Origin of the sequence: Streptomyces sp. NPDC012637 (assembly GCF_042954805.1) — a bacterium.
In the GTDB taxonomy this organism is placed as follows: Bacteria; Actinomycetota; Actinomycetes; order Streptomycetales; family Streptomycetaceae; genus Streptomyces.
Map to the genome: position 1 here is coordinate 186,546 of NZ_JBIBDS010000002.1, position 22,181 is coordinate 208,726.

Here is a 22,181-nt window from a genome sequence, read left to right on the forward strand (position 1 = left end):
GGCACTGGACAGAGTCGGTCGGGGGTCCCGGGTCGTTACGAGTTCGGATTCGGATTCGGCGGCGTGAGCGGGGGCGTGGGCATGAGCGGGAGACGACAGCACGACAGAACCTGATGCAAGGAGACCGGCGGTGAACACCCCCAGCCACATCCTCGAAGTTCTCTTCTTTCGGTTGATCATGACAGCACTCCTTCTCTCTCGCGCCGCTTGATGGTCCGTCAGTCTGATCTTCCGAAAGTATTCCTAATGCACCGACCGAGAACTCCGGTCCGCTCCCATCAATAGTCCGTAAGAGGATTCTTCATCGCCCAATTGGGGCACCCGAGACGAAGGACATGCCGTGCCGAGTTTTGACACCCGCGTCCCCGCGGTCCTTGTGCGGCTCGACCCGAACCCCTTTCACCACGGCACGCTCGGCGCGGCGCGGTCCCTGGGGCGGGCGGGCATCGCGGTCCACGCGGTCGTCGAGTCGCCGGCCAGTCCGGTCGTACGCTCCCGCTACCTGCGGCGCGCCCACCAGCGCCCCGCCGAGCCGTCGCCCGCCGAACTCACGCGGCTGCTGCACCGGATCGCCGACGAGATCGAAGAGCGGGAGGAGCGGGACGACGGACGCACGCGGCCCGCCCTGGTCGTCCCGCTCGACGACATCACCGCCCTCTCCCTCGCCGAGTGCCGCCCCGAACTGGGCGGTCGTTTCGTGCTGCCCGACCAGTCGCCCGAGCAGCTCGCCCGGGTCGCCGACAAGGCCCAGCTCGCCGAGACCTGCCGGGCCCTCGCCCTCCCCCACCCCCGTACCGAACTCCCCGCCAGCACCGACGAGGCCGCCGCCATGGCCTGGTCGCTCGGCCTTCCGGTGATCGCGAAGTGGAGCCGGCCCTGGCTGCTGCCGGTCGGCGGCGGGCTGCGCAGCACCACGATCGTCGGCTCGCTCGCCGAGGTCCGCGAGCTGTACGCGCGCGCCCCGCAGGCCGGCAGCCGGCTGCTGCTCCAGGAGCTGCTGCCCGCGGGGCGGGGCCTGGACTGGTTCTTCCACGGTTACGTGGACTCCGCCGGCGGCTGCTCGACCGGGGCCACCGGGATCAAGGAGCGCTCCTGGCCCGACGGCGCCGGGCTCACGGCGGTGGGCCGCTGGACGGCCAATCCCGTGGTGGACGCGACGGCCCGGGAGCTGCTCTCGGCGCTCGGCTACCGGGGCGTCTGCGACCTGGACTTCCGGCTCGACCGGACGACCGGCGCCTACCACCTGCTCGACTTCAACCCGCGGCCCGGCGCCCAGTTCCGGCTGTTCGCGGACCGGGACGGGCTCGACGTGGTCCGGGCCATGCACCTGGACCTCACCGGCCGTCCGGTGCCCGCGTACCACCCTTCCTACGGGCGGCGCTTCGTCGTCGAGAACTACGCGACGCTCTCGTACCTGACCTCGCCGGGCCGTCGTTACGTGCCCGTCCGGCGGGGTCCCGGCGGCGACACCGGCGGCGGCGAGGCGGCCTGGTTCGCCACCGACGACCTGCGGCCGGCGCTCGCGATGCTGCGGACCTGGTTCGCCCACCTCCTGCGCAAGGGCCTGCTGACACTCCGTCGGCTGACGCGCCGGCTGACCCGCCGGCTGCTGCGCGGCGCCGGCAGGCCGCGGCCGGTGGCGGCCGTGCCCGGGCCGCAGCCCCCGGCCCGTACCTCCAACGACCGGATGACCCAACGATGAGACCGACGACCTCGAAGGCGGAACGCGCGATGTACGACCTGGTGATTGTGGGAGCGGGGCCCTACGGCCTGTCCGTCGCCGCCCACGCGGCGGCGCACGGGCTGGACCTGCGCGTCTTCGGCAGACCCATGGAGATGTGGCACGCCATGCCTTCGGCGATGTTCCTCAAGTCCGAGCCGTGGGCCTCGCACCTCTCCGACCCCGCGGGCGCGTACGGGCTCGACGCCTACGCGGCCACCCGTGGGGTCCGCGCCGAGCACGGGGTGCCGCTGCCGGTCGGCTTCTTCGCCGCGTACGGCGACTGGTTCGCCCGCCAGGCGGTGCCGGCGCTCGACGAGCGGCTCGTCACCGCCGTGGCGCCGGCCGCCGACGGCGGGTTCGCGGTGACGGCGGAGGACGGCGGGACCGTCCGCGCCCGTACGGTCGCGCTCGCGGTGGGCGTGCTGCCGTTCCTGGAGGTCCCCGGCCCGCTGCGCGGGCTGTCCCGGCGCCATGTCACCCACTCGAGCCACCACGGCGAGCTCGACGGCTTCGCCGGCCGGGACGTCACGGTGATCGGCGCCGGTCAGGCCGCCCTGGAGACCGCGGCCATCCTCACCGAGCAGGGCGCCACGGTGCGGATCCTGGCCCGCTCCGGCCGGCTGAACTGGAACACCGTGCCGCCGGCCCTCGACAGGGGCCCGTGGCGGTCGCTGCGCGCCCCGCACACCGGGCTCGGCTGCGGCTGGCAGAACAAGCTGTACGCGGACACGCCCGGTGTCTTCCGGCGGCTGCCCGCCGCGACCCGGGAGCGGGTCTTCGACTCGGCGCTCGGTCCGGCGGGCGCCTGGTGGCTGCGCGAGCGGTTCGCGAAGGTCGGGGACGTACGGCTCGGGCAGCGGGTCACGCGTGCGACGGTGACCGCGGACGAGCGGCTGCGGCTCGACGTGGCCGGCCCCGGCGGGGCGACGGACGTGGTGGAGACCGACCATGTCGTCGCCGCGACGGGATTCGTGCCGAGCCTGGACCGCGCGGACGTGCTCGCGCCGGAACTGCGCGCCGGACTGCGGCGGGTGGGCGTGGGCGGGGCGCCGGAGGTGGGCGGGCTCTTCGAGTCCTCGTGGCCGGGGCTCTTCCTCGCGGGGCTGCTCACGGCGCCTTCGTACGGGCCCTCGATGCGCTTCGTGTTCGGCGCGGGCTACACGGCCGGGCGGCTCGTGAAGGGGGTGCGGCAGCGGCTGCGGTCGGCGGCCGGGCGCGGCGGTGTGGTGGGCCGTCCGCGGTCGGGCGAGGAGCGGGTGGCCGCCGGCGCCTCCTAGGACGACGGAAGGCCGGCCCCGGGGAGCGTGGTGGACGCTCCCCGGGGCCGGCCGGGTCCTGCGGGAACCGCTTCAGGACGACAACGTCAGGCGTTGGTCCTCAGGGCGACGTCAGGCGTTGATGCAGACGTTGCCCGCGGCCGGGTTGAGCGCGCCGATGATGTTCACGCTGTTGCCGCAGACGTTGATCGGGATGTGGATCGGGACCTGCACCACGTTGCCCGACAGGACACCCGGCGAACCGACGGCGAAGCCCTCGGCGTACGAGTCGGCCATCGCGGGAGCGGCGGCACCCAGGGCCATGAGCAGACCGGCGACGGCGACCGCAGCCTTCTTGCACTTCATTTCGTCTGGATCCTTTCTGCGGCGGAAGAGAATTCACGGCTTTCGTGACGAGCGGGACAACTCGCGTCCCGCCTTCCGCTGCACGATTGACAACGACCCTGCCATGGAAAGGAAACCATCCGGCGGTGCGCCCGGCACTGTTCACCCCATTGCCGTGCCCGGAATCGTTCAACGGGGCCAGATAGGTGTCCTCATGAGCCGCTCCCACTCCCGGTCCGGCACTCCGGGAACCGCCCGACCAGCCAGCATCCACTGGCGGGCCAGCGAGGAATAGACCGGGAAGGGTTCCTGGTCGGCCTGCGGCGGATCGGGAACATAGCGGCTCTTCGGAATGAAGGCCATGCGCTCCCATTTCCCCGGATCGGGCGCCATATTCGCTCCTTCCGCTGAGGTTCCGAATCATGACACAGCCGCCGCAGGAGAGTGATTCGAACTGCCCATGTCGCGTCGCGTACCTGTGTGCGACTCTGACCGATTTAACGTTCCTGCATGAATTTCCCCCACTCCCCCCGAAGGACGCGCCACCGCCTCCGCCGGAGACGTACGCTGCTCCTGTCCACGGCCCTGGCCGCGCTCGGCACGGGTGCCCTCGCCTGGGCCCCGGCGGAACTGCCCGCGCCGAAGAAGGGCCTCAACCTGCTCGTGGTCGGCATCGACAGCCGCGAGGGCGTCACCGCCGCCGAGAAGAAGAAGTACCGGCTCGGCAGCCGCGAGTGCTCCTGCACGGACGTGATGATGCTGGTGCACGTGTCGGAGAAGAACGACCGGGTGAGCGTGGTGAGCCTGCCGCGCGACTCCCTCACCGAGTTCCACGAAGGACACGTCGACCGGCGTACGGGCGAGAAGCACAAGGCCCACCCCGCGAAGATCAACAGCGCCTGGGCGGAGGGCGGCTCGTCCTTCACGGTCGAGACCGTCGAGGCGATGACCGGCCTGCCGGTCCACCGCTACCTGGAGATCGACTTCCGGCGCTTCATGGACACCGTCGACGTCTTCGACAAGGGCGTGCCCGTCTGCACCAAGGTCCCGCTCAAGGACTCCGTCACCGGGCTCGACCTGAAGGCCGGCTCGAAGTCGGTGAAGGGCGGGGAGGCGCTGCAGTACGTCCGCTCCCGCCGCGCGGACGGCAAGATGGACTTCGGCCGCATCCAGAAGCAGCAGCTGTTCCTGGCCAACCTGCACCGCAACCTCCGGGACGGCCTGCTGAAGAGCCCGACGGGCCTGAGGGCCTTCGCCTCGACGCTGCGCGGCACCGACAAGGGCGAGCGCGCGATCTCCGTCACGGAACTCGTCGGGCTGGCCGGCCGGCTGAAGAAGCTCGGCCCGGCCGGGACCCAGTTCGCGACCGTGCCCATCGCGGGTTTCAACGCGAACATCGCGGGCGTCGGCTCGACCCTCGCCTGGGACAAGAAGTACGCCGCCGAGGTCTTCGCGGCCCTGCGCGCGGACAAGCCCCTGCCGAAGCCGCACCCGAAGCCGAGCAGCGAGATCCCGCAGGGGCTCGGCGAGTACAGGCCGACCGGGGGCGGCAGGCTGCTGTGCGCCTAGGGCGCGGCTTCCGGGTCAGGCCGGGCGTCGGGACGCCGGCGAGATCCGGAAGCCACGCCCCGGGGATCGGCTCCTGAAGACGCCTCGGGCCGCCCCCGTCGGTCAGGGGGCGAGCTTGCGGGACAGCGCGGCCGGGTCCGTCGTCGGTGCGTCGCAGACGAAGTGGCGGCAGACGTAGGCGGTGGCCATGCCGTCGACCAGCGGCCGGTCCCTCAGCAGCGGGAACTCCTCGCCGCCGGGCAGTCCGGTGGCGAGGACCGCGCCGGGCGTGCCGGCACGCAGGGCGGTGCGGCGCAGGGCGCGGAAGCCCTCGTCGTCGGGGGCGCCCACCACGGCGATCTCGCGCGGTCCGTCGAGCAGCGCCTCGGCGACGGCGAGGCCCCACCCGATGAACCGGGGCGCGCGCGGTCCGAGCGCCTTGACCACGCCGAGCGCGCGCTCCGCGGCGGTCCGGTGGGCCTCGGAGCCGGTGTGCGCCGCGTACGAGAGGAGCGCGCCGGCGGCCGCGGTCCAGCCCGAGGGCGTGGCGTTGTCGGTGGGGTCCTGGGGGCGGCGGATCAGCCGTTCGGCGTCGTGCGCGGTGTCGTAGAGCGCCCCGCCCTCGGCCGTGAACTGGTCGAGGACGACGTCGAGGAGGAAGCCGGCGAACTCCAGCCACACGCCTTCCCCGGTGACCGACGCGAGCGCGAGGAAGCCCTCGGCGACGTCCGCGTAGTCCTCCAGGACGCCCGCGTTGCCGCCCGCGTGTCCGTCCTTGGAGGTACGGGTGAGGCGGGCGCCGTCGTCGAGGTGCAGCCGGACCAGGAGGTCGGCCGTCTCGGTGGCCCGCTCGACCAGGTCGGGGCGGTCGAAGAGGGCGCCGGTCTCGGCGAGGGCGGCGACGGCGAGTCCGTTCCAGGCGGCGACGATCTTGTCGTCGCGGCCGGGGCGCGGGCGCTGCTCGCGGGCGGCGAGCAGCCGGGCCCTGATGGAGGCGATCCGGTCGGCGTCGGCGACGCCCGCGTCCTGCGGCAGCTGGAGCACGGACGAGCCGTGCTCGAAGGTGCCGTCCTCGGTGACGCCGAAGTAGCGGGCCGCGTAGCCGGCGTCGTCCTCGCCGAGGACGGCGGTGAGCTGCCCGGGCGTCCACACGTAGTAGGCGCCCTCGACGTGCTTCCCCGTGCCGTCGTCGGAGTCGGCGTCGAGCGCCGAGGCGAACCCGCCCTCGGGAGTGCGCAGTTCGCGGACCATGAAGTCGGCGGTCTCCAGGGCGACCCGGCGGGCCAGGTCGCTGCCGGTGGTCCGCCACAGGTGCGTGTACACCCGGCAGAGCAGGGCGTTGTCGTACAGCATCTTCTCGAAGTGCGGCACGACCCACTCGCGGTCCACGGCGTAGCGCGCGAAGCCGCCGCCGAGCTGGTCGTAGATCCCGCCGCGGGCCATCGCCTCGCAGCTGTCCGCGGCCATCTGGAGGGCGCCCTCGGAGCCCGTACGGGCGTGGTGGCGCAGCAGGAACTCCAGCGCCATCGACGGCGGGAACTTGGGCGCCCCGCCGAAGCCGCCGGCCTTGGCGTCGTACTCGCGGGTGAGGCCGAGCAGCGCCTGGGCGAGCTCCTCCTCGCCGGGGACGCCGTCGCCGCCGAAGGCGAGCGAGCGGGCCGAGAGGTCCCTGACGATCTTGCCGGCGACCTCTCCGACCTCGCCGCGGCGCTCGGCCCAGGCGTGCGCGACGCCGTCGAGGACGTCGGAGAAGGACGGCATGCCGTGGCGCGGCTCGGGCGGGAAGTAGGTGCCGAAGTAGAAGGGCTCGGCGTCCGGCGTGAGGAAGACGGTCATCGGCCAGCCGCCCTGGCCGGTGGCGGCCTGCACGGCCTCCATGTAGACGGCGTCGACGTCGGGCCGCTCCTCGCGGTCGACCTTGACGGCGACGAACCGCTCGTTGACCAGGGCCGCCGTGGCCTCGTCCTCGAAGGACTCGTGGGCCATCACGTGGCACCAGTGGCACGCAGAGTATCCGACCGACAACAGAACGGGTACATCACGCCGTTTTGCTTCCTCGAACGCCTCGGGTCCCCACGGCCACCAGTCGACCGGATTGTCGGCGTGCTGAAGCAGATAAGGCGAGGTCATACCAGCCAACCGGTTCATACGACCCAGCCTCTCACAACGGCTGACGCGACCGGTGAATCACCGACGAGCCCGCCTCACTTGGCCGCATTGCACTTGTGAGCCATCACGTGGTGGGCGACTCCTCGCCCCTGAGTGTCGGGCGACCCGGCATCTCGGAACAGTAGGCTGGGCGCAGCAGAACCGGACCTGACGAGGCTCCTCGAAGGAGGTACACCATGTCCGCCGAGATGGTGGCGCCCGCGTGGATGCACTCGCAGATCAGCGCGGAGCAGTACGACTCCTGGTCCGAGGAGCAGTGCGCCGGCATCGAGATCGTGGACGGGATGGTCGTCGTGAGCCCGAGCGCCTCGAAGCGGCTGGGCCGGCTGGCCCGGATCCTGGCCAATGCGCTGGACGCCGCCGCGGGCCCGGACTGGAACGCCGACACGGACTTCGACGTCCGCCTGCAGGACGTTCCGCTCACCAACCGCCGTCCGGACGTCATCGTCTACCGGGCGGAGACCATCGACCTCACGCCCACCCGCCCCGAGCACGTGCTCCTGGTCGTCGAGGTCGTGTCGCCCGGCTCGGAGACCACCGACCGGATCGTGAAGGTGGACCAGTACGCCAAGGCCGGTATCCCCTTCTACTGGCGGGTCGAGCAGGCCGCCACCGGGGTCCCGATCGTCTATACGTACGTCCTCGATCCCGCCACCAGGGCTTACAGGGACGGCGAGATGTTCACCGGCACGGTGAAGCCCACCGCACCTTTCTCCCTCACGGTCGATCTTGGGGTCATGTAAGGAACGGAGAAGCCTCCGCTTTCGACGTTCGACCGGCAGCGCCCGCATCGTGGTTCTCCGCGGGCCGATCAGGACATCTGCCCGTTTCGCCATCGCTGCCACTGTCGCGCCGGCCGGGGCTGGAACCGCGGCGCTGCAGGCAGGTGCGAGCTGACGCGTTTCGACCACCAGCCGACCCTCCATGCGGACGTCGCCGCCGACGGCGAGACAGGAAGGCACGGGGAGGCGAGGCCGATCCCCGCCGAGTCGAGCACGGAGGCTCGTGTGGTGATCCTGGCCGTCACGCCGCCGGGCCTCCTCGAACGCCTCGGCCGACCAGGGCCACCAGTCGACGGGGTTGTCGGCGTGCTGGAGGAGGCAGGGGGGAGTCTGTTCGGCGTGACCCCATCCTTGCGCACACGATGAAAGACCGCCCGTACGCCACGGGTGGACGGGACGCGGGCGGGGCACTCATACACGGGAAGCGGCCCCGCTCCTCGCACTGGCTCTGCGAGGAACGGGGCCGCTTCAGCGGGGCCGCGGAAATCAGCCGCCGACGTTGCCGTTCTGGGAGAGGACCTCGCCCAGGATGTGCGACAGCGCGTCGTCGCCCTTCTGCTGCACGGAGTTCTGGGTGCAGGTCTGGTTCGACATCGGGTTGCCGAGGACGTCCTGAACGGCGATCGGAACGCCGATGAGGGCACCGATCGGCACCTGGGCCTGGACCTTCTGGATGTCGAAGCAGTGCAGGACGCCACCGTTGACGAGACCGAAGTTCGGGCTCATGTAGCCGCCGGTGGAGTTGCTGCCGATCGACTGCTTCGACTGGTTGCCGATGATGTTGGCGCTGCCGCCGTCGTTGCCGGCCGCCATCGCCGTGGTCGCGGACATGCCGGCGACGGTGGCCGCGACAGCAGCGGTAGCAAGAACCTTCTTGATCACGAGTCTTCCTTCTTGAGCTCGATGGCCCGGAGCTCGATGGCCCGGAACTGCTCCGTTGACCGAAGCGTCCTGATCAACTGCCCGGGGAAGGATTGGTTCCGGCGCGTCACCCGGACGCGGTATTCGGCACATGAACGCCATCGGACGCGAGGTCGACGCTCTGCCGTTCGGTCAGTTCCCTTATGGAACAGGCCCCTTGGGAACACCGGGATGCGGCGCCGGTCACTCGCGCCGACGCGCGCCACGCAGGACACTGGGGACCGGACTGTTCGATGCGGAACGCGCCGGAGGCTTCCGGCGCGGGCGGAGGGGGACGCGGATGCGGGACAGCCATCGGGCCGAGGCCGAGGGGCTGTTGGCACGGGCCGTGGAGGAAGAGGCACGGCGCTCGGGAGGCCGCCTCGACGAGCAGGCGCTGCTCGCGCGCGGCCGGGCCGGCCTGGACGGCATGGCGGCGCAGGCGGCGGAGGAGTACGCGGTCTATCTGCGGGCCGTGGAGGCGGCGGAGGCGGAGCCCGCCGGGTCCGCCGGGTTCGCGGCCCCGGCCCTGGTGACGGCCGTCGCCGCGGCCGCGGCGGTCGGCGGCGACCTGGCCCTCGGTACGGCGGCGGGCACGGCGCTCGGCGCGGGCGCCGTGGTCGCGGTGGCCGGGGCTGCGACCACCGCCCTGAGGGCCGGCGCGGAACGCCGGGCGGCCGCGCACCGCAGGGCCGGGGCGGCGGGCCGGCCGGGCGGGGTGGAACAGCTGCGGCTGCAGTGGCTGACGGCCCTGGAGGTGCGCGGGGTGCGGCCGTTCCTGGAGCAGCAGCGGGTGCTGGCGCAGACGGCGGCGCAGCCCGCGCAGAAGGCGGTCGAGCGGCTGCGGGGCGCGGACCGCAGCGCGGCGGCCCGCCGGCGGGCCGTACTGGAGCAGTCCTTCGGGCACCTGCCGGACGCGGAGGGCCCGTTCGCCGGGCGGCGGGCCGAGCTGGCGCGGATCACCCGGTGGGTGCAGGCCGGGCGGGCGGCGGCGACGACCCGGCCGACGGTGGTGATGCTGCCCGGCGCGCCCGGCGCGGGCCGTACGACCCTCGCGGTGCGGGCGGCGCACGCGCTGAAGGACCAGTTCCGCGGGGCGTGCGTGGTGGACCTGCGGGGCGCGGCGACGCGTGGGCAGCAGCCGCTGACGACGCGGGAGGCGCTGCTGCACCTGCTCAACCGGCTGGGTGCGCCGCGCGAGCAGCTGCTGTTCCGGGAGCGGTCCTCGCCGGAGCAGCAGGTGCGGCGGCTCGCGGAGCTGTACCACCAGCATCTGACCGGGCTGGCCGTGACGGTGATCCTGGACGACGCGGTCGACGCGGCGCAGGTGCGGACGCTGTTGCCGGAGCGCTCGGACAGTCTGGTCCTGGTGACCTGCCGGGAGCCGCTGGACCTGGGCGCGGACGTGCCGGCCGCGGTGCACGTGCTGCCGGTGGCGGAGCTGGACGCGGCGGGCGCGGAGGAGCTCCTCGGCGCGACGGCCGGCGCGGGGCCGTACGACGCGGAGGGCTTCGAGCGGGCGCGGGAGTTGTGCGGCGGGCTGCCGCTGGCGCTGCGCACGGCGGGCGCCCTGCTCGACGGGCGCCCCGCGGAGGAGGTGGCGCGACTGCTCGCGGCGGCGGGACCGGACGCCGGCCCGGTGGAGCGGGCGCTCGCCGCCGGCTACGCGACGGGCCTGGACGAGGACGGGCGGCGGCTGCTGCGCCGGCTGGCCCTGGCCGGCCGGGCCTCGCTGGGCGCGGCGGCCGCGGCGGCGCTGCTCGGCGGGACGCCCGCGGACGGGGCGCGGCTGCTCGGGGAGCTGGCCCGGGCGGGGCTGCTCGACCATGTGCGCGGGAAGCGCTACCGGCTGCACGACGCGGTGCGCGGCTTCGCGGCGGCGCGGCTGGTCGAGGAGGAGGATCAGGCGGAGATCGCTGCGGCGCAGGAGCGGCTGATCCGCAACTACGCGGAGCTGGCGGACGCGGTGATCCGGATGGTCGACGGCAAGATGTCGACGCGCGCGGATCGCTTCGACGGGCACGGCTTCGGTTCCCTGGACGCGGCGCTGCGCTGGCTGGACGAGGAGTCCAGCTTCATCACGGCGACGCTGCGGCACGCCGAGGGCGTGGACCAGCAGACGGTGCTCGACCTGCTGGGCGCGCTGTGCGACTACTGCCTGCTGCGCGGCGACCTGTACCGGCTCGGTGAGATCAACGAGCTGACGGAGGCCGTGGGGCAGGGGCAGCTCTCGCGGTCGGTGCAGTGGCGTACGGGCATCGCGGCCCGGCAGCTGGGCGAGCTGGACAAGGCGCGGACGACGCTGACCTCGGTGGTGTCGCTGTACCAGGAGGCGCACCAGGACGCGGGCGCGGCGCTCGCGCTGTGCTCGCTCGGGATCACCCTGCACCACCAGGGCAACCTGCCGGAGGCCGCGGCGCGGCTGCGGGAGGCGCTCGCGCTCCAGGAGCCGGAGTCGCTGGCGGCCGACCGGGGCTGGACGCTGCACGCGCTGGCCGCCGTCGAGCGGGACCGGGCCGGTCTCGCGGAGGCGCTGACATTGCTCGACCGGGCCCTCGCGCTGCACCGGGAGCACGAGTCGCTGCACGGCGAGGCGTGGGCGCACTTCCAGCTGGGCCAGGTGTTCCTGCGGACGGGCGAGGTGGCGCGGGCGGAGGAGGAGCTGCGGCTCGCGCTCGACCGGTACGGCCGCACCCACGACGGGCGCGGCGAGGCGTGGGCACTGACCCAGCTGGCCCGGGCGCGGCTGGTCGCCGGGGACACGGCCGCTGCGGTGGACGGGCTGCGGCAGGCGCTCTCCCGGCACCGGGAGCAGGAGGACGCCCGGGGCGAGGCGTGGACGCTCTACTACCTGGGGCACGCGCTCGAGGAGGGGGGCGACCGGGACCAGGCGGTGCGGGCGCTGGAGCGGGCGCGGACGATGTTCTCGCGCATGCGGGACGTGTACGGCTTGGCATGCGCCCGCCACCATTCGGGCCGGGTCACCCGGGACCAGCGGGCGGCGCAGACCGGGAACCTGCGCAACTCCGGTTTCGCGCGGCAGCTCCTGATGGACGCCCGGGCCGACTTCCGCCGGATCGGCGTGGCCCACGGGGAGGCCTGGACCTGCCTGGAGCTGGCCGTGATCGACGCCGGCAACGGCCGCACGTCCCAGGCGCTGGACCTCTGCGAGGAGGCCTCACGGCTCTTCCTCTCGTACGAGGACCGGCGCGGCGCCGACTGGGCCCGCTTCCTGCGCTGCACCCTGCTGCCCGTCGGGGCTGCCGCCCGCGAGGAGCTCGCGGCCCTGGCGGAGGCCCGGCATCCGGCCCGCGACCCGCGCCTGGAGGACTACGCCGAGGCCTACTCCCTGATCCTGGACCGCCCCGCCGCGCCGGAGTCCGGCTGGCAGGCGTGGGACCTGGGGATGATTCCGGGGAGGCAGGCGCGGGAGGTGATGGGGGTGCCGTTGGCGTGAAGCGCTCCTTGTCGGCTCGGCAAGAGGGCTGGGACCCTGGGTGGTTGACGGGGAAAGGGCACGGCGGGAGGGGGCGGGTGTGACCGCACACGAATCGCCCCTGCCGGCGGACCCCGTGCCGTTCGTGCGGCAGGAGGAGTCCGCCCGGCTGAGCACGCTGTTGCTGCTTCGGCCCGGCAGCCCGCGCGTCCTGGTGCTCCACGGCCCGGCCGGGGTGGGGAAGACGACCCTCGCACTGCGGGTCGCCCGGAACCTGGCCGAGCCCCGTTCCATGAGCATTCACCGGCAGCACTGGTCGGGGTGGGCCCACGTCACCCTGGTCCGGCTGTACGGCCGGCTCGGCGCTTCCCGGCGGACCCTGGTCGAACTGATGGCACTGGAGGACGGCGCGTACCCGAACGTGCGGGACGCCGTCCGTCGCCGGCTGCGCGGACTTCCCGGCAGTGTCGTGGTGTTCGACGACGTACCGTCGCCGTACGCGGCCGAGGAGTTGCTCGGTGCGTTCGGAGGAACGGAGGCCACCGTCCTCGTCACCTCGCGCGCCGCCGAGGGATGGGACGCGCTTCGGGGTTGCCACGCCCACGCCGTGGCTCCACTGGACGCCGATACCAGCGCGCTGCTGGCGGACCGGCCACTGGGACAGGCGAGGAAGGTCCGGGGCGTCACGGGAGGCCTGCCCGCCCTGTTACGGCTCGCGTCGAGGAGGAAGGGCCGGCTCCCGCGCCACCCCGGTGGACTGGTGCTCGCGGCTGTGGACGACATCTCGCCCGCGGCCTCGCAGGCCCTGAGCTGCCTCGACCACTGGGGACTGGAGCGGTTCTCGACGGAGACCGTCGCCCGGTTCGGCGCGTCGGTCCTCGCCGAGCTCGTCTCGGCCGGGCTCGTCACCGCCGCGGGCGACGACATGTACGTCCTGCCCTCGCTCGTGCGCGACGCACTGCAGACGACGGGCCCGGCGGAGTCGCCCGCTCCCCTGGCGGAGTGGCTCTCGCGCAGGGAACGCCCCGAGCGGGCGCTCGACGCGCGGCATCGGGCACGGCGGGCCGACGAGTACCTGGATCTGGTCCGTCAGCGTGGTGAGCTCCTCGGTGACACCGAGCTCGGCAGGCTGTTCGTCACACGCCTCCGCCACGACCACGTGGTCGCGCTCAAATGGATCGCCGCCCACCAGCCGTCGAACGCCCGCGCCGGCACGGGGCTCGTGGCGACGGCGTGTGCGAGCGCGGCTCGCGAAGCAGGGCGCATGCGGCACGCCCGAAGGGAACTCGCCGAGATCCTCCCGGGAGCGGAGCACGTCCTGCTGGATCACCAGACAGGGCGTCTGGACCGCGCCCTGGACAGCATGGCCCGTGCCGAGCGGGCCGGCGGGGGCGACGGCTACCGGCTGACGACCGTCCACGCCGCCGTGTTGAACGACCAGGGGTACCCCGCCGAGGCGGCCCGGCTCCTGGTGGAAGAGGCCGGCTCAGACGACAACAGCCCCGGCATCTACGTCTGGCGCCTGATCGAGCGTGCGCGGGCGCACCTGCTCCTCGGTGAGCTGGAGGCGGCCGGCACCACGCTCGCCCTCGCCCGGCACGACATCGACGGTCTCGACCGGGACCGTGCCGCAGCGTGGATCACCCTCCAGGAGGGTCGCCTCCTGCTCCAGCAGACGCGCTTCGACCAGGCGCTCGCACGTTTCCGCGAGGCCCTGGACGGACATCGCGTCACGGAGGACGTCCGCGGCGAGGCGTGGACCCACTACTACACCGGAGTCGCCCTGACCCGGACCAGGTTGCCGGGACAGGCCCGATCCGAGATGTCCACGGCGCTCGCGCTCTTCCGCGACCTTCCCGACGACCTCGGCCAGGGGTGGGCCCTCCATCGGCTCGGGCTTCTGGCCCGGCAGGCGGGCGACTACGCCGAAGCGGTACTCCGTCTCCGCGACGCGGCCGAGGTCTTCGTGCGGATCGGGTGCCGGCACGGCAGCGCCTGGACGGAGCTGGAGTTGGCGGAGCTGAGGCCGGAGCATGCGGCGGCGCACATCTCCACCGCGACGGAGGTGTTCAGGCGTCTCCAGGACGGGGCGGGCCTGCTGTGGTGCGCCTATCTCCGCGCGGCGCTGGTGGAACGACGGCCTTCGGCCCCGGACGACGTCCTCGAGGCCCTGCGGGAGTGCGGGCTCGTCTCCCCGGCCGAAGTCGTCGTCCGCGCCCGGTACTGGACCCGGAGGAGGGATCCGGCCCTGCACCTCGCCGTCCCGCACGGCAGTCGCGACACGATCCTCCCTCTCGACGCGGCCGCCGGCGCCCGTCTTCTGGGCAAGGGCTGCCACGTACGCCTCACCCTGCTCGACGAGCCCGGCACCGTCGTGCGGCTGCGGGTCGTCCCCGCCGCCGACCACCCGTGGGCCACCGGGCAAGCCGCCCGCCCGCCGTGGCTCTCCGTCGTCGCCACGCCCCTCACCGGCTGCTCCGTGGAGCCGGCCTCCTCGCTCGTCCGGCCGTCGGCGGACCCCGAGCCGGGCGCGGAGTTCCGCTTCTCCCCCTATCGCCCCGGGCTGCACCGGATCCGGTTCACGATCGCGGAGGAGGCGACCGGGACCGTCCTGCAGCAGGTGGAGACCGAGTTCGACATCCTCGACTCCGAGGACGAGGCCCTGACGGCCGCTCCGCATCCCGCGCACGTGCGGAGGGCGTGACCGTTGCCCACCGAGCTGCCCGTGCGCATCGTTCAGGATCCGAGCCGCCACTTCACCCTGCTCCGAGACCTCGCCACACCCGGTCCCGACGTGACCGTCGCCTTCGACATCTGCGGGGGCGACAGGATCAGGGCACGGCTGTACGGGCGGGGCGTGCCCGCCTTGAAGGGGACGGAGCACAAGGCCGACCTGCAGGTGCGCCCCGTGGACGTGAGGGCCGCTGCCACCAGGCTCGCCCGGAGGTGGAAGGAGGTGTTCGTCGAGTACCGGCCGCCCACCGCGGACGGCCGCCCGGCCCTTGGGCGGCCTGAGCAGCCGTACGCGACGCTCACCGACCTGAGCACGGAGCCGTTGGACGAACTCACTTACGCCCTGGATGAGTTGGTCATCAGCGGTTGTGACCTTCTGTACGGGACGCTGCTGGGCGGGGAGGGGCGCCAGGTCGCCATGTTCCGGGAGTTCCTGTCCGGGGCGCTGGCCGGCGAGGGGCTGCGGATCCGCTTCGACTCCGACCTCTTCCTCCCCTGGACCCTGATGTGCCTGCGTCCGGAGGAACTGCCCGCCCCCACCGCCGGCCTGGCGGGGCTCTTCGAGCGGTTCCTCGGCTACCGGCACCAGATCGAGCAGACCGGAGGCTCGTACCTCTGGCAGGGCGACCGGCCCACGCCGACCGCGCTGCCGGTCGTCAGCCTCAATCACGACACCGGCATCGACCGGCACAGGAACACCCGGGCCGCCGAAGTGGCCGCGCTCCTGTCGCAGGACACCACGTTCGTGGAGCGAACCCGGCACCGCGAGCTGGCCGCCGCCCTGTCGGATCCCGCACTCCGCGACCAGCTGATGTACTTCTGGTGTCACGGCGCGTTCCACTCCGACGGGCCGGAGCCCCCCGCGCTCGCCGTGCGCCTGAGCGACGCGCGGATCGTCGACGCCCATCTCGTGCGCGAGCGCAGGCGTGACGTCGGCGAGCAGACTCCCTTCCAGCCGTTCGTGCTGCTCAACGCCTGCCACGCCGGGGTTCCGTCAGGAGAGTCCGACCGTGCCTTCCTCGGGCGGGCGCTGATCGAGCACGGCGCGCGCGGGGTCCTGGGGCCGCAGATCGAGATGCCGCAGGTGTTCGCCGCCGAGTACGCGTACGCCTTCCTCGACCGCTACCTCGGCGGGCGGGAGACGGCCGGGCAGATAGCCCACTCCCTCGCCCGCCGTTTCGCGGACACGCACCGCAATCCGCTCGGCCTGGCCTACGCGCTGCACTGCGGCATGGACGCGCGGCTCGACCGGGTGCCGACGGCCACGAACGACCAGGAGCAGGAGGCCACGGTATGAGCACGCTGGACGGCCGCACCGGAGACGTCCGCGTCGTCGACCTCGACGAGACCGGATGGCTCCTCGACGCCGGCCTGCCCGTGCCGGCGGAGCGGATCGCCGAGCACTTCGCCGAGGTCCTCACCCCGCCCGACGGGACGACGGACATCGTCGTCTACGTGCACGGCTGGAAGACCAGGCCTCGCTCGGCGCTCACCGCGGCCGGGCGGCTGGCCGGACTCGTCGGCGCGCAGTACGCGCGGTACGGCGACCTCTACCCGCGGCTGCGGGCGGGCGGTTTCGCACCCTGGACGGTGCTGGTCCGCTGGCCCTCGCAGGAGGGCTACCGCGTCACGCGGGACCGCGCGCACAGCATCGGCCGGGTGCCGGACGGGCACGCCGCCCGGGTCGTCGGGCAGCTCCTCGGCTATCTGGACGGGCTGCGCGGCGACCCCGCCGCCGCGCCCGTGCTGGCCACCCGGGGCGGGCAGGCCCTGCACCTGGTCGGGCACTCCTTCGGCTGCCGGTTCCTCTGCGAGGCCGTGCAGTGGGCCGCCGACGAGGCCGGCGGCAGGAGTCTGGGCTGGTCCCGGCCCGCGCCGCCGGGCCGGCCGTTCACGGTCGACAGCATGCTGCTGTTCCAGATGGCCGCGCCCCGCGACGCCTTCGAGACGACGTTCACGGCGCTGCCCGGAGCACCGCTGAGCGGACCGGTGGTGGCCACGTACGCGGAGCGGGACTGGGCGACCGGGTTCTGGCACCGGCTCGCCGAGAAGCGCCGTGGCATCGGGGCGCAGGGCATCGGCACGGCACCGCGGCCGGTGTCGTCGGTGCGGATGCGCGGCGTCGACGAGGCGTACCCGCACGACGTGCTCGACCACTGGTTCGTGAGCGTGGACGCGGGCGGGGTGTTCGTCGACGGGAGGGGTCCCTCAGGGGCCCACTCCGACCACCTCAGGGCGGAGTCGGCCCATCTGCTGCTCTCGCTCGCCGACCACTGCCGGCCGTGACCGGAAGCGGGTACGGCTCGGGGCGCGACGGCACCGGCTGGTGTCGTCGCGCCCCGGTCGTGCCGCTACTTCTTCGCCGGGCCCTCGGCCGCCGGGGCGGCCGTGGCGGCGGCCGGGTCCGGGGACTCGACGAAGTCGATCTTGTGCATGTGGCGGTTCATCGACTTCATCAGCATCCAGACGGCCAGCGCCAGGACGGCGAAGACGACGAAGCCGAGGACGCCGGGGGTCACCTTGTTCTCGTCCAGCTCCTTCGCGGCGAAGGGGACGAGCTCGGTCAGTGCCAGGTGTGCGCTCATGCTAGGCATTGTCCCGGATGCCCGCGAAGAGGTCGCTCTCGGGGAGGGAGGTGTCCACCAGGGACTTGCTGAGCTCGTACTCCTCCGTCGGCCAGACCTCCTTCTGGATCTCCATCGGCACCCGGAACCAGCCGCCGTCGGGGTCGATCTGGGTGCGGTGGGCGATCAGGGCCTTGTCGCGGGTCTCGAAGTACTCCGAGCACGGCACGAAGGTCGTGAGGGTGCGCTCCTTGCGCTCGAACTCGTCCCAGCGCTTGAGCCAGTCCCCGTACGGCGACTCCAGGCCCCGGTCGAGGAGGGCCTGGTGCAGGGCCTCGGTGCGCGGGCGGTTGAAGCCCTGGTTGTAGTAGAGCTTCTGCGGCTGGAAGGCCGGGCCGAACTCGGCCTCCGGGTACTTCTCGGTGTCGGTCGCGCCGTCGAAGGCCACCATCGTGATCTTGTGGGTCATGATGTGGTCGGGGTGCGGGTACCCGCCGTTCTCGTCGTAGGTCGTGATGACCTGCGGACGGAAGGCGCGGATCTTGCGGACCAGCTCGCCCGCGGCGACGTCCACGTCCTCCAGGGCGAAGCAGCCCTCGGGCAGCGGAGGCAGCGGGTCGCCCTCGGGCAGGCCCGAGTCGACGAAGCCCAGCCACTCCTGCCGGACGCCGAGGATGTCGCGGGCCTCGTCCATCTCCTTGCGGCGCACCTCGTGGATGTTCGCCTCGATGTACGGGTCGCCCTGGAGCTTCGGGTTGAGGATGGAGCCGCGCTCGCCGCCCGTGCAGGTCACGACCAGGACCTCCACCCCCTCGGACACATACTTGGCCATCGTCGCCGCGCCCTTGCTCGACTCGTCGTCGGGGTGGGCGTGAACGGCCATCAGTCGCAGCTGCTCAGTCAAGACTCGATCCTCAGTGATTCGTCGCCTAGGGAGGTCTCTATAGTGACGGAATCGGGGGTGGGAAAAATTCCGGCACCCCTGCGGCGAAAGGAACGATCATGAGCGCGGTGCGCGAGGGCCTGCCCGAGGGGCGCTACGGCCGCTCCGCGGACGAGCGCGCCGATCGCACGCTGAAGATCGTCGGGGCCGTTCTCGGCACGCTCCTCCTCGCCGTGACGGGCTGGTTCGGCTGGTACTACGTCGTCGACAGCAAGATCAGCGCCGAGCTGATCAAGTTCGACGTGGTCAGTGACAACGAGGTCCAGGTGCACCTGGAGATCCGCAAGGACGCCGACGTCCGCGGCGTCTGCACCCTGCGCTCCCGCTCCGAGGACGGCGCCGAGGTGGGCCGCAAGGACGTCGCGGTCGACGAGGCCGGCGGCCGCGTCGACGAGGTCTACTCGATCCGCACCACCGCGAGGGCCACCAGCGCCGAGCTGATCGGGTGTACGGCGCGGTAGCGGTGGGTAGGGAGCCGGGGTAGCGCCCCCGGAAGGCCACGCCGGTGACCTGGGGTGACGTAAAGCGCGCGTTTATGTCCTCCCGCTTTTCGCCACTCATTGTTAGGCTCGTGGTTTCGCCCGTTCGGAAGGCGCATGCTGAAAAAGCGGCCTTCCGTGCAGGGCGAGCTTTGTATTCCCAGTACCTACGAGGAGCACCTGTGACCCAGACCAGCGACAACGTCACCTGGCTCACCCAGGAGGCGTACAACAAGCTCAAGGAAGAGCTTGAGTACCTGTCTGGTCCCGCGCGTACCGAGATCGCAGCCAAGATCGCCGCAGCGCGCGAGGAGGGCGACCTGCGCGAGAACGGCGGGTACCACGCGGCCAAGGAGGAGCAGGGCAAGCAGGAGCTCCGGGTCCGCCAGCTCACCCAGCTCCTGCAGAACGCCAAGGTCGGCGAGGCCCCGGAGGACACCGGTGTGGTCGGCCCGGGCATGGTCGTGACGATCGCGTTCGACGGCGACGAGAGCGACACCCTGGAGTTCCTGCTCGCGTCGCGCGAGTACGCGAGCGACACCATCGAGACGTACTCGCCGCAGTCCCCGCTCGGCGTGGGCGTCATCGGCCACTCCGTCGGTGACGAGGCCGAGTACGAGCTGCCGAACGGCAAGAAGGCCATGGTGAAGATCCTGAGCGCCAAGCCGTACACCGGCTGACGTCCTTCCGCGTTCCGCACGAAGGGCCGGACCCCGCGGAAAGGGTCCGGCCCTTCGTCATGCCCATGCAATGATTTTCGGTTGTCGGTCATGAACGGGGGACGGGGCAGATGCTGGGACCGCTGCGCGAGGGCGCGCCACGACGGATCGGGCCGTACGAGGTGCTGGCCCGGCTCGGCGCCGGTGGCATGGGCGAGGTCTATCTCGCCCGCCTGGACGGCCCCGGCGCCCCGGACGCTGCAGGCACTCCGGACGGCCCCGGCGCCCGGGCCGGCGAGTACGTCGCCGTCAAGACCGTACGGCGTGACGTCGCCGGCGACCCCGCCTTCCGCGAGCGCTTCCGCCGCGAGATCCGGGTCGCGGGCCTGGTCCGCAGCGCCCACGCCGCCGCGCCCGTCGGGGGCGACGCCGACGCCGAGGTGCCCTGGCTGGCCACCGCCTACGTGCCGGGCCCCAGCCTCTCGCAGGCCGTGCGGCGCGGCGGCCCGCTGCCCGTCGCGACCGTCCGTGCCCTCGGCGCGCGGGTCGCCCGTGCCCTCGCCGATCTGCACGGGGCCGGAGTGCTGCACCGCGACCTCAAGCCCGGCAACGTCATGCTCGCCGTCGACGGGCCGCGCCTGATCGACTTCGGCATCGCACGGGCGAGCGGCGCCACGACCATGACGGCGACCGGTCTGATGGTCGGCACGCCCTCCTTCATGTCGCCCGAGCACGTGGCCGGCGCCCGGCACGTCACCGGGGCCTCGGACGTCTTCTGCCTCGGCTCGCTGCTCTGCTACGCGGCGACCGGCGAGGACCCGTTCGGCGACGGGCCGGTGGCCGCCGTCCTCTACCGCGTCTCGCAGGCCGAGGCGGACCTCGCGCGGGTGCCCGAGGAGCTGCGCGGAGTGGTCGCCGCCTGTCTGTCCCGCGACCCGGCGGACCGGCCCACGCCCGAGGCGCTGGTGGAGCTCCTCGGCGGCGACGGCGGCCGGGCGCCCGCGTGGCCGGAGGCCGTACGGGAGCACATCGGCGAGTACGGGCGGGAGCTGGCCCGGCTCGTCGCGGCGGGCGGCCCGCTCGTCGAGGTCCCGGCGGCCCCCGTGGAGGCTCGGGGCCCGGATCCGTTGCACGCGGCGGCCACGCAGGCGGCCGGGGCCGGGGCCGGCCCCGCAGGCGGTCCCGGCGCGGCTCCGAAGCGGCGCCGCCGTGGGCTCGTGGCCGGCGTGGTGGCCCTCGCGGTCCTGGGCGGCGGCGGCGCGTACCTGCTGTGGCCGGAGCGGGCCCCGGATCCGAAGAAGCCGGTCACGGCCGGGCCGCCCGCCGCCTCCGGCCCGCGCGTCCCCGGCGTCGACGACCGCGGTCTGGCCGACGCCTCCGGGGTCGTCCCGCAGAACGCCGCCCAGCGCCCGGCCGGCTGGAAGCCGTGGCGGGCGAAGCTGTCGGCACCGGCCTTCGGCTGCTCGGGCAACGAGAAGGCACTGGTGTGCCGGACGACGGACGGCTGGTACGAGGCGCTGGACCCGGCGAACGGGAAGAAGCTGTGGGAGGCGGGCGGGCAGGACGGCGCCACGCGGAACCCCGAGGGCCGCGGCAGCTACATGACCGACCACGGCCTTCCGTGGATCGCCGGCAAGGCCACGCGCCCGACCGTCCACGACTCGGCCGTCGTCCTCGCCTGGGAAGGGAAGCTCCAGGTCCGCGACGTGCGCAGCGGCGCGGTGCGCTGGGAGAGCACCGCGGCGATCAAGGGCACCCAGAACGTGCCGACCCGGCCGATCGTCGCCGACGGCAAGGTCTTCGCCGCCACGTCGGGAAACACCTCGTCGGATTCCGTCAACGAGCCCGTCGCCATGACCGCGTTCTCCCTCGCCGACGGACGGCGGCTCTGGTCGAAGACGCTCACCAACGACGAGATCGCGTACTCCGAGCGCCGCGGCTTCGAGCCGGTCGCGTACGCCAGGGGGCAGGTGTACGCCCTCAGCGACGGCGGGCTCGTCGCCTACGACGCCGCCACGGGCGAGCTGCGCGGACAGGTCGCCCGGGAGGCCGTCGACTGCGAGACGGTGAAGGTCCTCGGCGGATCGGCGTACTGCGTCAGCACCCCGCACGTCGTCGACGCGCAGGATCAGCTGCACGTGCTGGACGCGGCCACCCTCGCCTCGAAGGGCACGGTGCCCGCCCCGGTCCGGCACCTGAGCGCGGAGGTCCTCAGCCCCAAGGCGTTCGTCGGCTTCGAGAAGGACAAGGGGCTCCAGGTGTACGACCCCGCGAGCGGCACCCGGCTCGCCTCGTACCCGCGGAAGGACCGCACGCCCGCCGGACTGTCCCAGGCCCTGTCCACGGCCCTGCTCGCGGGCGACCAGCTGGTGTACGCCGACTACTCCTCGCTCTACACCGTGCGCCTGGGTGCGGACGGCCGGCCCGGCGGCCTGAAGGTCACGCCGGTGCCGGGCGCGCCGGGACCGCGGGCCGAGGAGGACACCCGCGACCCGAACTACGGGATCGTCTACGAGCGGATGATCCGGCAGCCCGAGGTCCTGCCGGTCGGCGGAATCGCCTTCCTTGTGTACGACAAGGGCACCGTCGTCTCCGTGGAACTTCCCGGATAGTCCCGCCGGACCGTCCCGTCAGAAAGGTGTGT

The 22,181-nt window shown here is 73.0% G+C and carries 17 protein-coding genes and 1 pseudogene; 11 read left to right on the forward strand and 7 right to left on the reverse strand.

Annotated features, from left to right (window positions below; all coding sequences use genetic code 11):
• Positions 1 to 340 precede the first annotated feature (340 nt).
• Positions 341 to 1,702: an ATP-grasp domain-containing protein gene (locus ACFY8W_RS08935; RefSeq protein WP_391102201.1), complete on the forward strand. Its 1,362-nt coding sequence runs from the start codon at positions 341 to 343 to the stop codon at positions 1,700 to 1,702.
• A gap of 29 nt (positions 1,703 to 1,731) precedes the next feature.
• Entirely contained in the window at positions 1,732 to 3,000 is a 1,269-nt protein-coding gene (locus ACFY8W_RS08940) for an FAD-dependent oxidoreductase (protein ID WP_391103827.1), read from the forward strand.
• Positions 3,001 to 3,111: 111 nt separating this feature from the next.
• Here the strand turns inward: ACFY8W_RS08940 and ACFY8W_RS08945 are convergent, their stop codons facing one another.
• Positions 3,112 to 3,345, reverse strand: coding sequence for a chaplin (locus ACFY8W_RS08945; RefSeq protein ID WP_384411677.1), 234 nt, complete (start codon positions 3,343 to 3,345; stop codon positions 3,112 to 3,114).
• Between the two features lie 168 nt (positions 3,346 to 3,513).
• Positions 3,514 to 3,717, reverse strand: coding sequence for a hypothetical protein (locus tag ACFY8W_RS08950; protein WP_391102204.1), 204 nt, complete (start codon positions 3,715 to 3,717; stop codon positions 3,514 to 3,516).
• Positions 3,718 to 3,834: 117 nt separating this feature from the next.
• Between ACFY8W_RS08950 and ACFY8W_RS08955 the strand changes: the two genes are divergently transcribed.
• Positions 3,835 to 4,893 (forward strand): LCP family protein, encoded by a 1,059-nt coding sequence (locus ACFY8W_RS08955; RefSeq protein ID WP_391102207.1) that lies wholly within the window; start codon positions 3,835 to 3,837, stop codon positions 4,891 to 4,893.
• A gap of 102 nt (positions 4,894 to 4,995) precedes the next feature.
• On the opposite strand, the gene ACFY8W_RS08960 is transcribed toward ACFY8W_RS08955, so the two are convergent.
• On the reverse strand, positions 4,996 to 7,020 hold the full coding sequence (locus ACFY8W_RS08960; protein ID WP_391102210.1) for a DUF255 domain-containing protein: 2,025 nt from the start codon (positions 7,018 to 7,020) through the stop codon (positions 4,996 to 4,998).
• 197 nt (positions 7,021 to 7,217) lie between these two features.
• On the opposite strand from ACFY8W_RS08960, the gene ACFY8W_RS08965 reads away from it, so the two are divergent.
• On the forward strand, positions 7,218 to 7,784 hold the full coding sequence (locus ACFY8W_RS08965) for a Uma2 family endonuclease (protein WP_391102212.1): 567 nt from the start codon (positions 7,218 to 7,220) through the stop codon (positions 7,782 to 7,784).
• A gap of 279 nt (positions 7,785 to 8,063) precedes the next feature.
• Here the strand turns inward: ACFY8W_RS08965 and ACFY8W_RS08970 are convergent.
• Positions 8,064 to 8,162, reverse strand: a pseudogene (locus tag ACFY8W_RS08970) (DUF255 domain-containing protein); the annotation flags it as partial.
• Positions 8,163 to 8,309: 147 nt separating this feature from the next.
• The gene (locus tag ACFY8W_RS08975; protein WP_391102214.1) at positions 8,310 to 8,705 is read right to left on the reverse strand and encodes a rodlin; all 396 of its coding nucleotides are present in this window, start codon (positions 8,703 to 8,705) and stop codon (positions 8,310 to 8,312) included.
• A gap of 319 nt (positions 8,706 to 9,024) precedes the next feature.
• Here ACFY8W_RS08975 and ACFY8W_RS08980 point away from each other — a divergent pair, with 319 nt between their 5' ends.
• From ACFY8W_RS08980 to ACFY8W_RS08995, 4 genes are all read left to right on the forward strand, one after another.
• Positions 9,025 to 12,180, forward strand: a complete 3,156-nt coding sequence (locus tag ACFY8W_RS08980; RefSeq protein ID WP_391102216.1) for a tetratricopeptide repeat protein — start codon at positions 9,025 to 9,027, stop codon at positions 12,178 to 12,180.
• A gap of 79 nt (positions 12,181 to 12,259) precedes the next feature.
• Positions 12,260 to 14,863 (forward strand): AAA family ATPase, encoded by a 2,604-nt coding sequence (locus ACFY8W_RS08985; RefSeq protein WP_391102218.1) that lies wholly within the window; start codon positions 12,260 to 12,262, stop codon positions 14,861 to 14,863.
• A 21-nt stretch (positions 14,864 to 14,884) separates the two neighbouring features.
• The gene (locus ACFY8W_RS08990) at positions 14,885 to 16,189 is read left to right on the forward strand and encodes a CHAT domain-containing protein (RefSeq protein ID WP_391102220.1); all 1,305 of its coding nucleotides are present in this window, start codon (positions 14,885 to 14,887) and stop codon (positions 16,187 to 16,189) included.
• Positions 16,186 to 17,178 (forward strand): hypothetical protein, encoded by a 993-nt coding sequence (locus ACFY8W_RS08995; protein WP_391102223.1) that lies wholly within the window; start codon positions 16,186 to 16,188, stop codon positions 17,176 to 17,178. Before ACFY8W_RS08990 ends, ACFY8W_RS08995 begins: the two co-directional genes overlap by 4 nt.
• A 65-nt stretch (positions 17,179 to 17,243) precedes the next feature.
• On the opposite strand, the gene ACFY8W_RS09000 is transcribed toward ACFY8W_RS08995, so the two are convergent.
• Together ACFY8W_RS09000 and mca are read right to left on the reverse strand one after the other, a co-directional pair.
• Positions 17,244 to 17,486, reverse strand: coding sequence for a hypothetical protein (locus ACFY8W_RS09000; RefSeq protein WP_391102225.1), 243 nt, complete (start codon positions 17,484 to 17,486; stop codon positions 17,244 to 17,246).
• Positions 17,479 to 18,360: a mycothiol conjugate amidase Mca gene (gene mca, locus ACFY8W_RS09005; RefSeq protein WP_391102227.1), complete on the reverse strand. Its 882-nt coding sequence runs from the start codon at positions 18,358 to 18,360 to the stop codon at positions 17,479 to 17,481. The genes ACFY8W_RS09000 and mca overlap by 8 nt, the downstream gene beginning before the upstream one ends.
• A 98-nt stretch (positions 18,361 to 18,458) precedes the next feature.
• Between mca and ACFY8W_RS09010 the strand changes: the two genes are divergently transcribed.
• The 3 genes from ACFY8W_RS09010 (at position 18,459) to ACFY8W_RS09020 (ending at position 22,149) form a co-directional block, all read left to right on the forward strand.
• Positions 18,459 to 18,860, forward strand: a complete 402-nt coding sequence (locus tag ACFY8W_RS09010; RefSeq protein WP_391102229.1) for a DUF4307 domain-containing protein — start codon at positions 18,459 to 18,461, stop codon at positions 18,858 to 18,860.
• Between the two features lie 200 nt (positions 18,861 to 19,060).
• Positions 19,061 to 19,558 (forward strand): transcription elongation factor GreA, encoded by a 498-nt coding sequence (gene greA / locus ACFY8W_RS09015; RefSeq protein ID WP_391102232.1) that lies wholly within the window; start codon positions 19,061 to 19,063, stop codon positions 19,556 to 19,558.
• Positions 19,559 to 19,668: 110 nt separating this feature from the next.
• Entirely contained in the window at positions 19,669 to 22,149 is a 2,481-nt protein-coding gene (locus tag ACFY8W_RS09020) for a protein kinase (protein ID WP_391102234.1), read from the forward strand.
• Positions 22,150 to 22,181: the final 32 nt, after the last annotated feature.